Genomic DNA, 13,353 nt, shown 5'->3' on the forward strand with positions numbered 1-13,353 from the left:
TGATGGGCGCTAGGCTCCGGGACCATGGCCCGACCCGGACAACGTCGCTCACCCGTCATCGCACTCGCCCTGGTGGTCGCACTCGCCGTGGTCGTGGCAGCCGTGTGGGCCTTCGTCCTCGTCGACTTCCGGCGGGCCGCCGCACCTGATGCCGCCGCCGCGGCCACCGCGACCGGCTCGACGAAGGGGGCCGCCGCCGACGAGGGCGCCGCCGGGGGAGCGGGGAAGCACGCAGCCAAGAAGACGGTGAAGCAGGCCCGGAGCGCGCTCGCCGGTGAGGACCCCCGCGTGCTCGTGCTCGGCGACTCCACCGGCGACGGGCCGGACGAGTGGGTGCGGCTGTGGGCGCAGTCGGAGGGCCTCTACGTCTCGAACTGGCAGGACGGCTACTACGCCGGGGCCGGCGACGAGACGGGGCTGTGGAATGCCTCGATGCAGGACGAGGCCACCGCCGACGACGCCGCCGAGGACTGGGAAACCGTGCGGCCGGAGAGCGACCCCGACGTCGTGCTGCTGAACTACGGGCACTACTACGACTCCGGTGACGAGGCCACCGAGTCGCTGGCGACGCTCCACGAGCAGCTCGAGGAGGACCTGCCCGACGCCGCGGTGCTCGTCGTGCTGCAGAACCCGGAGGCGGACGACGCCGATGCCCCCGTGCGCGAGGCGATCGGGCAGTGGGCGAAGGGGGCCGGCCTGCCCACGATCGACGTGGCGGCGGCCTTCGAGGAGTCCGACCTGCCGGCCGATGACCTGCGGCTGACGGACACCCAGCCCTCCGAGGCCGGGCAGGAGCTCTGGGTGGAGACGGTGCAGGACAGGCTGGGCTGAACGTGGTGGCGCCCCCAGAAGGCCGCCGCCGGTCGAGGTTCGAACGCTCGACTATTCGGTCGCTGGGACCTCGACCGGAGAAACCTCGAATCATGGCCCGGGCCGTCGTCCACAACTCCTCCCCGAAACAGGAGTTCTCCACCGACCGCTGCCAAGGGCCCCGGTGCGGTGCGGGCGACGCGAGCGTGGGCCCATGCCGAACAAGGAGACGCCGCTCCAGCGGCATCAACGCGTGCTCGCCGCCTCGGAGGAGACGGATGGCGTGCTCGACCACACCCGGCTGCGGGCCCTGGACGTCGATCGCAACCAGGCGGCCCGTCAGGTCGCCGCGGGTCGGTGGGCCCGTCACGGGAAGTACACCCTGGCCATGCACAACGGTCCACTCGGGCACGTCGCACGGTGTTGGCGTGCGGTGTGGGAGGTCGGTGAGAACGTCACTCTCGTCGACGGGGTCAGCGCCCTGCAGCTCGCCGGGCTCAGGGGGTGGCACGAGGAGGTCGTCCATGTCTCGCTGGTGCATCGCCACGACCCCTCCTTCACGTCAGGGGTCAAGGCCCACAAGGTGATCCGGCGGGTCGAAGGGGAGCGCGCCGGGGCCGGGCTGCCGCGGACGAGGCCGCCGGTCGCCGCGATTCGGGCGGCCAACTGGGCAGTCAGCGACAGGGCGGCCGCGACGATCCTCGCCATGACGGTGCAGCAGCGGCTGGCGACGGGTGAGCAGCTGGTCGATGCACGGCGGCGGGTGAGGGGCAGGAGGCGGCGGGCCTTCCTGCGGCAGGTCGTCCAGGACATCGCGGACGGGGCGCAGTCGCTGCACGAGCTCGACTTCGCAGGGGCCTGTCGCAAGCGCGCCTTGCCCGAGCCGACGCGGCAGGCACTGCGTAGGACGAAGGACGGGCGGATCTACCTGGACGTGTTCTTCGAGGAGTACGGGCTGGTCGTCGAGGTCGACGGCGCCGGGCATCAGTGGGGTCTTGCAGGAGTGGATGACTCCTTTCGCGCCAACGCTGTCGTCATCGACGGCGACCGGGTGCTGCGGATCAACATCGTGGGCTGGCGCCTCGATCGGGAGGCCTACCTCGACCAGGTGACGGCCGCCCTTCGCTCCGACTGGGCGCTGGCCAACCTCGCGCGCTCCCGGCCTGTCGCCGGGGACGTGAACTGAGGTGCGCTGCTCTCGGTGGCCGCTGCTCGAGGTGTTCAACGATTCGAGGTCCAGCCGCTCGAATAGTCGAGCGGCTGGACCTCGAATCACAGCTCAGTCGGGCGTGGGGGCGCTCAGCCCATCCAGGTGTCCCACCCGTGGTGCAGGACGAGCCAGGCGATGAGCCCGTACCCGGCCTGGCCCGGGTGGGTGCCGTCGACGGAGGCCGCGATGTCGGACTCCCACTGCTCGTGCCCCGCGAGCGGGCTGAAGGTGTCGACGAAGGGCACCCCCCTGCGGTCGCAGACGTCGCGCTGGGCGTCGACGACCTGGCCGATCGTCGCGTTCATCGCGGCGTCCGCGCTCGGCGGGGGACCGACGACGAAGGTCGCCACGCCCTGCGAGGAGGCCTCGTCGAGGATGTTCGCGAGGTTGAGGCGGTGCCGCGCGATCGAGGTCCCGGCCGTCACGTCGGACTGCCCGACCTGCACGACGAGCCGACGCTCGGCGGCCCCCTCGAGCCGGCGCTTGCCCTCGACCTGCCACCGCTCGGAGACCCCGCCGGAGGTCTCCCCGGGGATGCCGAGGTTGTAGTGCCTCAGCACCCCTTCGCCGATGGAGGTCCGGGCCATGACCCGACCCACCCAGCCGAGTGCCTTGGGGTCGCCCACACCGGTGACGAAGGAGTCCCCGATGAAGACGATCGAGACATCGCGCCAGCCGTTCTCGCTGGTGAAGGTGGCGCTCGGGGTGAACTCGTTGCCGGCTGCGTCGGTCATCTGGCCGCTCACGTCGGTGGTGCTCCTGAAGGTCGGCTGGGGTGCAGGGACACCTCGACGTTACTCGTCGCCGAGTCCCTCGTCGTCACGGCATGCCATCAGCGGTCGAAGGCGCGGGCGATCAGGTCCTTCTGCTCCACCGCGTGCTTCTTGGCCGTGCCCGCCGACGGGGAGGCGCTCGGGACCCGGGCGACGCACCGCACCGGGCGGGTCTCGCCGTGCTTCGCGAGGTCGCCGGGCAGGTTGAGCGCGAGGAAGGGCCAGGCGCCCTGGTTCTCCGGCTCCTCCTGGACGATGAGGATCTCCGCGTTCGGGTACTTCGCCAGCTCGGCAGCCAGCTCCTCGCCCGGCAGCGGGTAGTACCGCTCCATGCGCAGGATCGCCGTCTGCTGGTCCTCCCGCTTGCGCCGCTCCTCCTCGAGGTCGTAGACCACCTTGCCGGCGGCCACGACGACGCGGGTGACCTGGTCCCCCTTCGGCGCGTCGGCGGCGTCGGGAAGGATCGGGCGGAAGCCGCCCTGCGTGAAGTCCTCCGGCTCGCTCGACGCGGCCTTGAGGCGCAGCATCGACTTCGGGGTGAAGACGATGAGCGGACGACGCGGCCGGTGGTAGGCCTGCCGGCGCAGCAGGTGGAAGTAGCTCGCCGGCGTCGACGGGAAGGCGACGGTCATGTTCTTCTGCGCGCACAGCGCGAGGAAGCGCTCGATCCGCGCGGAGGAGTGGTCCGGGCCCTGGCCCTCGTAGCCGTGCGGCAGCAGCAGCACGACCGAGGAGTTCTGGCCCCACTTCTGCTCCGAGGAGGAGATGAACTCGTCGACGATCGTCATCGCGCCGTTGACGAAGTCACCGAACTGGGCCTCCCAGAGGACCAGCGCGTCCGGCCGCTCCACCGAGTACCCGTACTCGAAGCCCATCGCGGCGAACTCCGAGAGCAGCGAGTCGTAGGTCCAGAAGCGGGCCTGGTCGCCGAGGTAGTTCAGCGGGGTCCACTCGTCGCCGTTGTTCTTGTCGATGAGCACCGCGTGCCGCTGGACGAAGGTGCCGCGACGGGAGTCCTGACCGGTCAGGCGCACCGGCGTGCCGTCCATGAGCAGCGAGCCGAAGGCCAGCATCTCGCCGGTCGCCCAGTCGATGCCGCCCTCGTTCACCGAGGCGGCCCGCTTCTCCATCGCCTTCTGCAGCTTCGAGTGGACCGTGAAGCCGTGCGGCGGGCTGGTGAAGATGTCGCCGATGTGCTTCAGGTCGGTGCGGCTGATACCGGTCTCGGTGGCCGAGCGGTTCGTCGCGTCGCTCGTCTGGGCGGCGGGCCGCTCCAGCCCGGCGTTGTCCGGCGCGTCCGAGCCGGTGTCGCCGCTGTCGCTGGTCGCGTCCATGGGGGAGTGCCCGTTCTTGCGGGCCTCCTTGGTCTCGGTGAAGACCCGCTCCAGCTGCGCCTGGTAGTCCCGCAGGGCCTCGTCGGCCTCCTCGGGCGTGATGTCGTTGCGGCCGATGAGGTTCTCGGTGTAGAGCTTGCGCACGCTGCGCTTGTTGTCGATGAGCTTGTACATCATCGGCTGCGTCATCGACGGGTCGTCGCCCTCGTTGTGGCCGCGGCGGCGGTAGCAGACGACGTCGATGACGACGTCCTTGTGGAAGGTCTGGCGGAACTCGTAGGCCAGCTCGGCGACCCGCACGCAGGCCTCCGGGTCGTCGCCGTTGACGTGGAAGATCGGGGCCTGGATCATCCGCGCGACGTCCGTGGAGTAGACCGAGGAGCGGCCGTAGGACGGAGCGGTGGTGAAGCCGATCTGGTTGTTCACGACGATGTGGATCGTCCCGCCGGTGCGGTAGCCGCGCAGCTGGCTCTGCTGCAGCGTCTCCGCGACGACGCCCTGGCCCGCGAAGGCCGCGTCACCGTGCATGAGCACCGGCAGCACCGGGAAGTCCTCGCCGCCGTGGTTCAGCCGGTCCTGCTTGGCGCGGGTGATGCCCTCGAGCACCGGGTTGACCGCCTCGAGGTGGCTCGGGTTGGCCGCGAGGTAGACCTTGGTCTTGTTGCCCTCCTCGGAGGTGAACTCGCCCTCGGTGCCCAGGTGGTACTTCACGTCACCGGAGCCCTGGACCGACTTCGGGTCCAGCTCGCCCTCGAACTCCCGGAAGATCTGGGAGTAGGACTTGCCGGCGAGGTTGGCCAGCACGTTCAGCCGGCCGCGGTGCGGCATGCCGATGGTGACCTCGTCCATGTCGTCGTCCGCGGCGCGGGACATCACCCGGTCCAGGACCGCGATGACGGACTCGCCGCCCTCGAGCGAGAAGCGCTTCTGGCCGACGAACTTCGTCTGCAGGAAGGTCTCGAAGGCCTCCGCGGCGTTGAGGCGGCGCAGGATGCGCAGCTGCTCGTCGCTCGTGGCCTTCTGGTAGCCGACCTCGACCCGCTTCTGCATCCAGGCCCGCTGCTCGGGGTCCTGGATGTGCATGTACTCGATGCCGGTGGTGCGGCAGTAGGAGTCGCGCAGGATGCCGAGGATCTTGCGGAGCTTGAGGAAGGGCTCGCCGCCGAAGCCGCCGGTGGCGAAGCTGCGCTCGAGGTCCCACAGCGTGAGGCCGTGGGTCGAGACGTCGAGGTCGCTGTGCCGACGCTGCCGGTACTCCAGCGGGTCGGTGTCGGCCATGAGGTGGCCCCGGACCCGGTAGGAGTGGATGAGCTCCTGGACGCGGGCGACCTTGTTGATGTCGTCGTCGTGGGAGGTCGAGATGTCGACCTCCCAGCGGATCGGCTCGTAGGGCAGCCGCAGGCTCTCGAAGATCTCGTCGTAGAAGCCGTTGGCGCCGAGGAGCAGCTCGTGCATCTGGCGCAGGAACTCACCGGAGACCGCGCCCTGGATGACCCGGTGGTCGTAGGTGGAGGTGAGGGTGAGCAGCTTCGAGACCGCGTTGCGGTTGATCGAGTCGTTGCTCGCGCCCTGCCACTCGGCCGGGTAGTCCAGCGCACCGACGCCGATGATCGCGCTCTGGCCCTGCATCAGGCGGGGCATGGAGTGGACCGTGCCGATGCCGCCGGGGTTGGTCAGCGAGATCGTCGTGCCGGCGAAGTCGTCGACCGTCAGCTTGTTGTCCCGCGCCTTGCCGACGACCTCCTCGTAGGCCCGCCAGAAGGCGGTGAAGTCCATCGTCTCGGCGGGCTTGACGGCCGGGACCATGAGCTGGCGGGTGCCGTCGTCCTTCTGCAGGTCGATGGCGATGCCCAGGCCGATGTGGGCCGGCTGCACGATCGCCGGCTTGCCCTTCTCGTTGGTCGTGTAGTGGACGTTCATCTCCGGCATCGCCTGGAGCGCCTTGACCATCGCGTAGCCGATGATGTGGGTGAAGGAGACCTTGCCACCGCGGCTGCGCTTGAGGTGGTTGTTGATGACGATGCGGTTGTCGATGAGCAGCTTCGCCGGGACGGCGCGCACCGACGTCGCGGTGGGGACCTCGAGCGAGGCCTCCATGTTGGTCACGACCCGGGCAGCGGCGCCACGAAGGGGGCTCTGCACGTCCTCCGCGGGCTCCTCCTTCTCGGCCTTCTTCGGCGCCGCCTTCTTGGGTTCAGCCTTCTTGGGCTCCGCCTTCTTCGGCTCGGTCTTGGCCTGCGACTCGGCCTTCTTGGGCTCGGCCTTGGTCTCCGGCTTTGGCGCGCTCGCCTTCTCGGGCGTGGCCTGCGGCGCCGACGCGGCCTGCGCGCCGTTGTCACCGCTGGTCCCCGGGGTGTAGTTCTCGAAGAACTCCCACCATGCCTCGTCGACGTTGTTGCGGTCCTGCTTGTACTGCTCGTAGAGCTCGTCGACGAGCCATTCGTTGGGGCCGAAGTCGTTCAGGGACACGGAGCCATCCTGGGAGTCAGGCACGGCGCATACGCCTCTTTCGTTGACGGTCGCTGCGGGGTCCGCACAGGCACGCGGACCCTCATCGCACAAGCCTAACGTGAGGGCGTGCGCGTATGTGCTCCGGTGCACACGCGCGGCGTGTGCACCGGAGCACCGTGCAGTGGCGCGTGTCAGCTGATGTCGGCGCGCAGCGTGCGCAGCGACCCGAGCCCCGCCAGCACGAGGGCGTAGGCGGCCAGGACGAGGGCGCCACCCCACCACTCGAGCTGGGGTCCGCCGGTGCCGTTCGCGACACTGCTGACCATCGCCTGCGTCGCCGCCGAGGGCAGGAACTGGGTCACGTGCTCGGCGCCCCAGTCCCAGAAGCTCAGTGCCACCCCGGCGAGCGGCTCGACGATCCACGCCACCCCGATGGAGATGAGCAGCGCCGCGACCTGGTTCGGGATGAGGATGCCCGCGCCGAGCCCGATGAGTGCCCACAGCCCGAGCACGAGCAGGCTGAGCGCCAGGGTGCGCCCGACGGCGGCGTCGGGGAAGACCTCCGCGCCGCGCGAGGAGAGCACGACCGCCCCCACGCCGACCGAGCCGATGAGGGAGACCACGCCGTAGAAGGCGCCGATGACGAGCAGCGAGATGACCTTCGCGCCCATGACGATGCCCCGCCGCGGCGTGGCGAGGAAGGTCGCGGTGATCGTCTTGTGGCGGTACTCGCTGCCGATCTGCATGACGCCGACGGCGAGGGTGAGCAGGTAGGAGATCGACAGGCCGGCCGTGTACACGGTGTTGGCCATCTCCTCGGGGCTGCCCGCGAGCTGCTGCTCCGGCGGCACCCCGGTCTGGTCCATCGTCACGAGGAATCCGAAGAGCGCCGCGAAGAGCGCGCCCGCGACGAAGACGGCGATGGCCATGCCCCACCACAGCCGGGTCGTGAAGTACTTGCGCAGCTCGGAGATGATCGCGCCGCCCATCAGCGCCCCCCTTCGTCGCCGGCGGGGGCCGGGATCGCGGCCTCGCCGAGGTTGCGGTTGGTGCCCTCCGTGAGGGTGAAGTAGAGCCCTTCGAGGTCCGTGCTCATCGAGCGCAGCTCGTGCACCGGCAGCTTCGCGCGAAGGGCGACGTCGCCCACCAGCCGCAGGTCGCCGGTCTCGACGACGAGGCTGCCGTCCTCACCGGGCTCGCTGGTCACGTCGGCGACGCGCAGCGCCCCGGCCAGGGCGCTCGGATCGCTCGTGCGCACGAGCGCCCGCGGCGGGCCGTACAGCTCGGACATGCTCCCCTCGGAGACCAGCCGACCGTTGTTGATGATGACGACCTCGTCGACGGTCTGCTCGACCTCCTGCAGCAGGTGGCTCGAGACGAGCACCGTGCGCCCCTCGTCGGCCAGGTGGCGCAGGAAGCCCCGCAGCCACCGGATTCCCTCGGGGTCCAGACCGTTGGTCGGCTCGTCGAGCACGAGCAGCCGCGGATCGCCGAGCAGCGCCTGGGCCAGGCCGAGGCGCTGGCGCATCCCCATGCTGTAGCCACCGGCCCGCTTGCGTGCGGCCGCCGCGATCCCGGTCAGTTCGAGCAGCTCGTCGCAGCGTGCGCTCGGGATGCCGCTCGTGGCCGCGAGCACCCGCAGGTGGTCCCGGCCGGTGCGGCCGGGGTGGAAGTTGGTCGCCTCGAGCGCCGACCCGACGACGCCGAGCGGCTGCTCGATCTCCCGGTAGTCCTGCCCGTCGATCGTCGCCGTCCCGGAGGTCGCCGAGACGAGCCCGAGCAGCATCCGCAGCGTCGTCGTCTTGCCGGCGCCGTTCGGCCCGAGGAAGCCGGTGATCCGCCCCGGGTCGACGGTGAAGCTCAGGTCGTCGACGGCGGTGAAGTTGCCGAAGCGCTTGGTCAGGCCCTGCACCTCGACGCGTGCCCCTGCTCCCGTCATGCGCACATCCCCTCGTTCGTGGTTGTCGCCGTCATCCTCGCAGGGAGGCCGTGCCCCACAGATCAGCCCCCGGGCGGATTCCTGCGTCCGACTGCGGGGGGAGGGGCCTCGCGACCGTAGACTCTCCCCACCATGACCATTGGTCTCCTGCTGCTCCTCGCCCTCCTGCTGACCCTGGGCACCGCCCTCTTCGTCGCGGCCGAGTTCTCCCTCGTCGCCCTCGACCGGCCCACGGTGCAGCGGGCCGTCGACGACGGTGACGGCGCCGCCCGGCCGGTGCTCGCCTCCCTTCGCAGCCTGTCGACACTGCTCTCCGCCTGCCAGGTGGGGATCACGGTGACCACGCTGGCCCTCGGTTACATCGCCAGCCCCGCGGTCGGTGACCTCATCGAGCCGCTCTTCACCGCCACCGGGCTGCCCCTCGGCGTCGCCCGCTCCCTCGCCGACGGCATCGCGCTGATCATCGCGACCGCCTTCTCGATGATCCTCGGCGAGATGGTCCCCAAGACCCTCGCGGTCTCCGCACCGCTCGGGGTCGGCAAGCTCGTCGCCGTGCCGATGCGGGTCATCGGGGTGCTCTTCCGGCCGTTCATCGTCGTGCTCAACGGCTCCGCGAACTGGGCGCTGCGCCGGATGGGCGTCGAGCCGCAGGAGGAGCTGTCCGCGGCCCGCAGCCCGAGCGAGCTCGCCTCGCTCGTGCGCACCTCCGTCGAGGCGGGGACGCTGGACTCCCACACCGGCCGGCTCGTGGCTCGCACCCTCGGCTTCGGGGAGCAGACGGCCGCTGACGTGATGACACCCCGCAACCGGGCGACGGCGATCGAGCGCACCGCGACCGCGGAGGACCTCGTCGACCTCGCCCGCAGCACCGGGCACTCCCGCTTCCCCGTCACCGGCGGCGACTGGGACGACATCGACGGCATGGTCCACGTGAAGAAGGGCATCGCCGTCCCGCACGAGCGCCGCCCCGACGTGCCGATCTCGGCGCTGATGATCGACCCCGTCGTCGTCCCCGAGACGCTGCGCCTGGACCCCTTGCTGCTGCAGCTGCGCGACGCCGGCCTGCAGATGGGGGTCGTCGTCGACGAGTACGGCGGCACCGCCGGGCTCGTCACGCTCGAGGACCTCGTCGAGGAGATCGTCGGCGAGGTGCACGACGAGCACGACGCCGCCGAGACCACCGGCCGGGCGATCGGCGACGGCTCCTGGACGGTGCCCGGCCTGTGGCGCCCGGACGAGGTGCGAGACCGCGTCGGTGCGGACGTGCCGGAGGGCTCCGCCTACGAGACCATCGGTGGCTGGGTGATGGCCCGGCTGGGTCGGGTGCCCGAGGTCGGCGACGTCGTCGACGTCGAGGGCTGGGAGGTCCACGTCGTGCACATGGACGGCCGACGGGTGGACCGGGTGCGTTTCGTCCCGAGACCGGTTCCCGAGGACGAAGGCGGTGAGCCGGAGTGATCGCCGCGATCGTCACCGTGGTCCTGCTGCTGGCCAATGCCTTCTTCGTGGGGGGCGAGTTCGCCTCCATGTCCGCCCGTCGCAGCCAGCTCGAACCGCTCGCCGACGCCGGCGACAAGCGCGCGGCGATCGCCGTCGAGGCGCTGCAGCACACCGGCGTCATCCTCGCCACCTGCCAGCTCGGCATCACGATCTGCTCGGTGCTGCTCGGTGCGGTATCCGAGGCGGCGCTGCACCACGCGCTGCACCCGCTCATGGAGCGCATCGGTGTCCCCGACGCGGCCACCAGCACCCTCTCGCTCGTGCTCGCCATCCTCGTCGTGGTCTACCTGCACGTCGTCATCGGCGAGATGATCCCGAAGAACCTCGCCATCGCCGGCCCGGAACGGGCCGCCACGTGGCTGGTGCCCCCGCTCATGCGGGTCATGCACGTGGCCAAGCCGGTCATCCTGGCCATGGACTGGGTCTCGAAGGCCTTCGTGCGGGCGATGGGGATCGAGCCGAAGGACGAGGTCGGCGCGGCCTTCACCGCCGAGGAGGTCCAGCAGATCGTCACCGAGTCCCACCGGGAGGGGCTCGTCGCGGCCGACCGGTACGGCCTCGTCGACGCGGCGCTGGAGTTCTCGGACAAGGACGCCCGCGACGTCGGGGTGCCGCTGGAGGAGCTGATCACCGTCCCGCGGAGCTCCACCCCCGACGACATCGAGCGGCTCGTGGCCAAGTACGGGTTCTCGCGCTACCCGACGGTCGACGGCGCCGGTGAGCTCGCCGGGTACCTCCACCTGAAGGACGTGCTCTACGCCGATGCGGCGCAGCGCAGCCAGCCGGTGCCCCGCAAGCGGCTGCGGCGCATGGCCACCGTCAAGCCCGCCGACGAGGTCGAGGAGGTGCTGCGCACGATGCAGCGCACCGGCACCCACCTCGCCCGGGTCGTCGACGACGTCGGCGTCGTCATCGGTGTCGTCTTCCTCGAGGACGTCATCGAGGAGCTCGTCGGCGAGGTGACCGACTCCACCCAGCGGTGACCGGCCCCGTCCCGCCGGGGCGGCCCCCGTCGTGCGGGGTGGTCGGGGCCGGACGAAGGGGATCAGAACTGGTAGTCCGAGCACTGCGGCCGGGTCGAGATCGTGACCTCCTGCGGGTCGCTGCCGGCGAAGGTGTAGTTGATCGTGAGCCAGTTGGAGCTGGACTCACCGAGCACGAGGTACTCGTAGACGCCCGGCTTGTTCGGGACCGGGGTCGGTCCGGCCGCCGCGATGGTGATCGCCGGGACGGTCCAGGCGGCGCCCTTGGCGACGGTGCGACGCGAGACCTGCGGGTGGGTGCTGCTCATGCTGGGTTCCCCTCATGGCATTCGCGGGGGCGCCCTTCCCCGGCGCTCCCTCCTGGGCGTTGACCTTGCTCGATATTTACTGTTTCGGGGCGAATTTGTGAATGTCTGCGTGGTTGATGCCCGTTGGTGCTGGTGGGACGGGTGTGACGGCCCTACAGTGTGGGAGATCCGGATCACATCCGGCGACGAAGCATCACGGGAGGACACCATGGCGAGCGATGGAGCCGCCGAGCCCAAACACGCGAAGGACGGGTTCTCGTCCCGCAAGGTCTTCATCTTCGCGGCCATCGGGTCGGCAGTGGGCCTGGGGAACATCTGGCGATTTCCTTATGTGGCGTACGAGGGAGGTGCCGGAGCCTTCCTGATCCCGTACCTGGTGGCGCTGCTCTTCGCGGGCATCCCGCTGCTGTACTTCCTGTACTCGATCGGGCACCGCAACCGCGGGTCGGCGCCGCTGTCCCTACGGCGCTTCTCGAAGGGGGCCGAGTGGATCGGCTGGTGGATGGTGCTGGTGGCGGTGGTCATCGGCGTGTACTACGCGGCGATCATCGCCTGGGCCATCAAGTACACCTTCCTCTCCTTCAACCAGGGCTGGGGCAATGACCCGGGCACCTATCTCAACGTCGACTTCCTCCAGGTCGCGAAGGACCCCGGGCCGACGATGGACTTCGTGCCGCAGGTGCTGCTGCTGATGGTCGTCGTCTGGGCCGTGACCATCGGGGTGCTCGCCATGGGCATCCAGAACGGCATCGGACGCACCGCCGTCATCTTCATCCCGATCCTGGTCGTGGCCTTCGGCCTGCTGGTGATCTACTCGCTCACCCTCGACGGTGCCGGCGCCGGCCTGGACGCCTTCTTCACCCCTGACTGGGGCGCACTGAAGGACAGCAGCGTGTGGATCTCGGCCGTGGGGCAGATCTTCTTCAGCCTCTCGATCGGCTTCGGGATCATGATCACCTACGCCAGCTACGTCCAGCCGAAGACGGACATGACCGGCTCGGGTGCGGTCGTGGCCTTCTCCAACTCCGGCTTCGAGCTGCTCTGCGGCATCGGTGTCTTCGCGACGCTGGGCTTCATCGCGCAGTCGACCGGCCAGCAGATCGGTGAGGTCGTCGCGAGCGGCATCGGGCTGGCCTTCGTGGCCTTCCCGACGATCATCAACGAGGCCCCCGGCGGCGCGTTCATCGGTGTGCTCTTCTTCGCCTCGCTCGTGCTCGCCGGGCTGACCTCGCTCATCTCGATCATCGAGGTCATCATCGGCGCCGTGCGGGACAAGGTCGGGATCTCCCGGCTGGCCGCGACCTTCATCGTCGGTCTGCCGATGGCGATCGTGAGCATCCTGATGTTCTCGACCACCGGCGGTCTGTACCTGCTGGACACCATGGACGCCTTCGTGAACTCCTTCGGCATCGTCGGCGCCTCGATCGTCGTCATGCTGGCGCTGAGCTGGGTCTTCCGGAAGCTGCCGGTCATGCAGCAGCACATGAACACCCACGGCACGATCAAGCTGCTGCTGTGGTGGAAGGCGTTGGTCGCCGTCATCATCCCGGTCGCGCTCGCCTACATGCTCTACCAGGAGCTGCGGGACAAGATCGCCGAGCCCTACGCCGGCTACCCGGACTCGCTGATCAACGTCTTCGGCTGGGGCATGGCTGCCGCGCTGCCGATCATCGCGATCCTGCTGTCCTTCCTGCCGTGGCGGGGAGACACGAAGCTGGACGATCCGGGCGACCTGTATGCCCGGGAGGACGCGCTCGTCGATGGAGGTGAGCAGGCATGAGTGCAGCAGCGATCATCATGATGGTCATCTCGATCCTCATCATCTGGGGCGGGCTCGCGCTGGCCATCTGGAACCTCAGCGTGCACGGCACGGCCGACGAGGGCGACGCCCTCGTCGTCGAGACGCACCGCAACCCGTAGGGGTGAGGAAGGACGAAGGGCGGACCCGGGATCGGGTCCGCCCTTCGTCTGCGTCTGGTTCGAGGTGATCCGGCGCTTTCGGGCGCTCTCATACCTCGAACCGTCCGGAAATTCGGCGCCCCCGG

The 13,353-nt window shown here is 69.8% G+C and carries 11 protein-coding genes; 6 read left to right on the forward strand and 5 right to left on the reverse strand.

The window, feature by feature from the left end; genetic code table 11:
• The first annotated feature begins 24 nt into the window (after window positions 1-24).
• Window positions 25-831, forward strand: coding sequence for an SGNH/GDSL hydrolase family protein (locus JCO01S_RS11225; RefSeq protein WP_068255427.1), 807 nt, complete (start codon window positions 25-27; stop codon window positions 829-831).
• Between the two features lie 193 nt (window positions 832-1,024).
• Entirely contained in the window at window positions 1,025-1,996 is a 972-nt protein-coding gene (locus JCO01S_RS11230; RefSeq protein WP_157074583.1) for a putative endonuclease domain-containing protein, read from the forward strand.
• 113 nt (window positions 1,997-2,109) lie between these two features.
• On the opposite strand, the gene JCO01S_RS11235 is transcribed toward JCO01S_RS11230, so the two are convergent.
• The 4 genes from JCO01S_RS11235 to JCO01S_RS11250 form a co-directional block, all read right to left on the reverse strand.
• A complete protein-coding gene (locus JCO01S_RS11235; RefSeq protein WP_084342854.1) occupies window positions 2,110-2,766 on the reverse strand; it encodes a GDSL-type esterase/lipase family protein in 657 nt (218 codons plus the stop codon).
• Window positions 2,767-2,852: 86 nt separating this feature from the next.
• Complete coding sequence (locus JCO01S_RS11240) at window positions 2,853-6,596, reverse strand: multifunctional oxoglutarate decarboxylase/oxoglutarate dehydrogenase thiamine pyrophosphate-binding subunit/dihydrolipoyllysine-residue succinyltransferase subunit (protein ID WP_068255433.1); 3,744 nt, start codon at window positions 6,594-6,596, stop codon at window positions 2,853-2,855.
• Between the two features lie 173 nt (window positions 6,597-6,769).
• Entirely contained in the window at window positions 6,770-7,567 is a 798-nt protein-coding gene (locus JCO01S_RS11245; RefSeq protein WP_068255435.1) for an ABC transporter permease, read from the reverse strand.
• The gene (locus JCO01S_RS11250) at window positions 7,567-8,517 is read right to left on the reverse strand and encodes an ABC transporter ATP-binding protein (RefSeq protein ID WP_068255453.1); all 951 of its coding nucleotides are present in this window, start codon (window positions 8,515-8,517) and stop codon (window positions 7,567-7,569) included. The genes JCO01S_RS11245 and JCO01S_RS11250 overlap by 1 nt, the downstream gene beginning before the upstream one ends.
• Window positions 8,518-8,649: 132 nt before the next feature.
• Here JCO01S_RS11250 and JCO01S_RS11255 point away from each other — a divergent pair, with 132 nt between their 5' ends.
• The gene (locus JCO01S_RS11255) at window positions 8,650-9,975 is read left to right on the forward strand and encodes a hemolysin family protein (RefSeq protein WP_068255438.1); all 1,326 of its coding nucleotides are present in this window, start codon (window positions 8,650-8,652) and stop codon (window positions 9,973-9,975) included.
• Window positions 9,972-11,000: a hemolysin family protein gene (locus JCO01S_RS11260; RefSeq protein ID WP_068255441.1), complete on the forward strand. Its 1,029-nt coding sequence runs from the start codon at window positions 9,972-9,974 to the stop codon at window positions 10,998-11,000. The genes JCO01S_RS11255 and JCO01S_RS11260 overlap by 4 nt, the downstream gene beginning before the upstream one ends.
• 62 nt (window positions 11,001-11,062) lie before the next feature.
• On the opposite strand, the gene JCO01S_RS11265 is transcribed toward JCO01S_RS11260, so the two are convergent.
• Window positions 11,063-11,308 carry a hypothetical protein gene (locus JCO01S_RS11265; protein WP_068255443.1) on the reverse strand — a complete coding sequence of 82 codons (246 nt, stop codon included), beginning with the start codon at window positions 11,306-11,308 and terminating at the stop codon, window positions 11,063-11,065.
• A 208-nt stretch (window positions 11,309-11,516) separates the two neighbouring features.
• On the opposite strand from JCO01S_RS11265, the gene JCO01S_RS11270 reads away from it, so the two are divergent.
• Window positions 11,517-13,088, forward strand: coding sequence for a sodium-dependent transporter (locus JCO01S_RS11270; protein WP_068255446.1), 1,572 nt, complete (start codon window positions 11,517-11,519; stop codon window positions 13,086-13,088).
• Window positions 13,085-13,228, forward strand: a complete 144-nt coding sequence (locus JCO01S_RS15475; RefSeq protein WP_084342856.1) for a methionine/alanine import family NSS transporter small subunit — start codon at window positions 13,085-13,087, stop codon at window positions 13,226-13,228. The genes JCO01S_RS11270 and JCO01S_RS15475 overlap by 4 nt, the downstream gene beginning before the upstream one ends.
• Window positions 13,229-13,353 lie beyond the last annotated feature (125 nt).

It is taken from the genome of Janibacter corallicola NBRC 107790, assembly GCF_001570965.1.
GTDB lineage: Bacteria > Actinomycetota > Actinomycetes > Actinomycetales > Dermatophilaceae > Janibacter > Janibacter corallicola.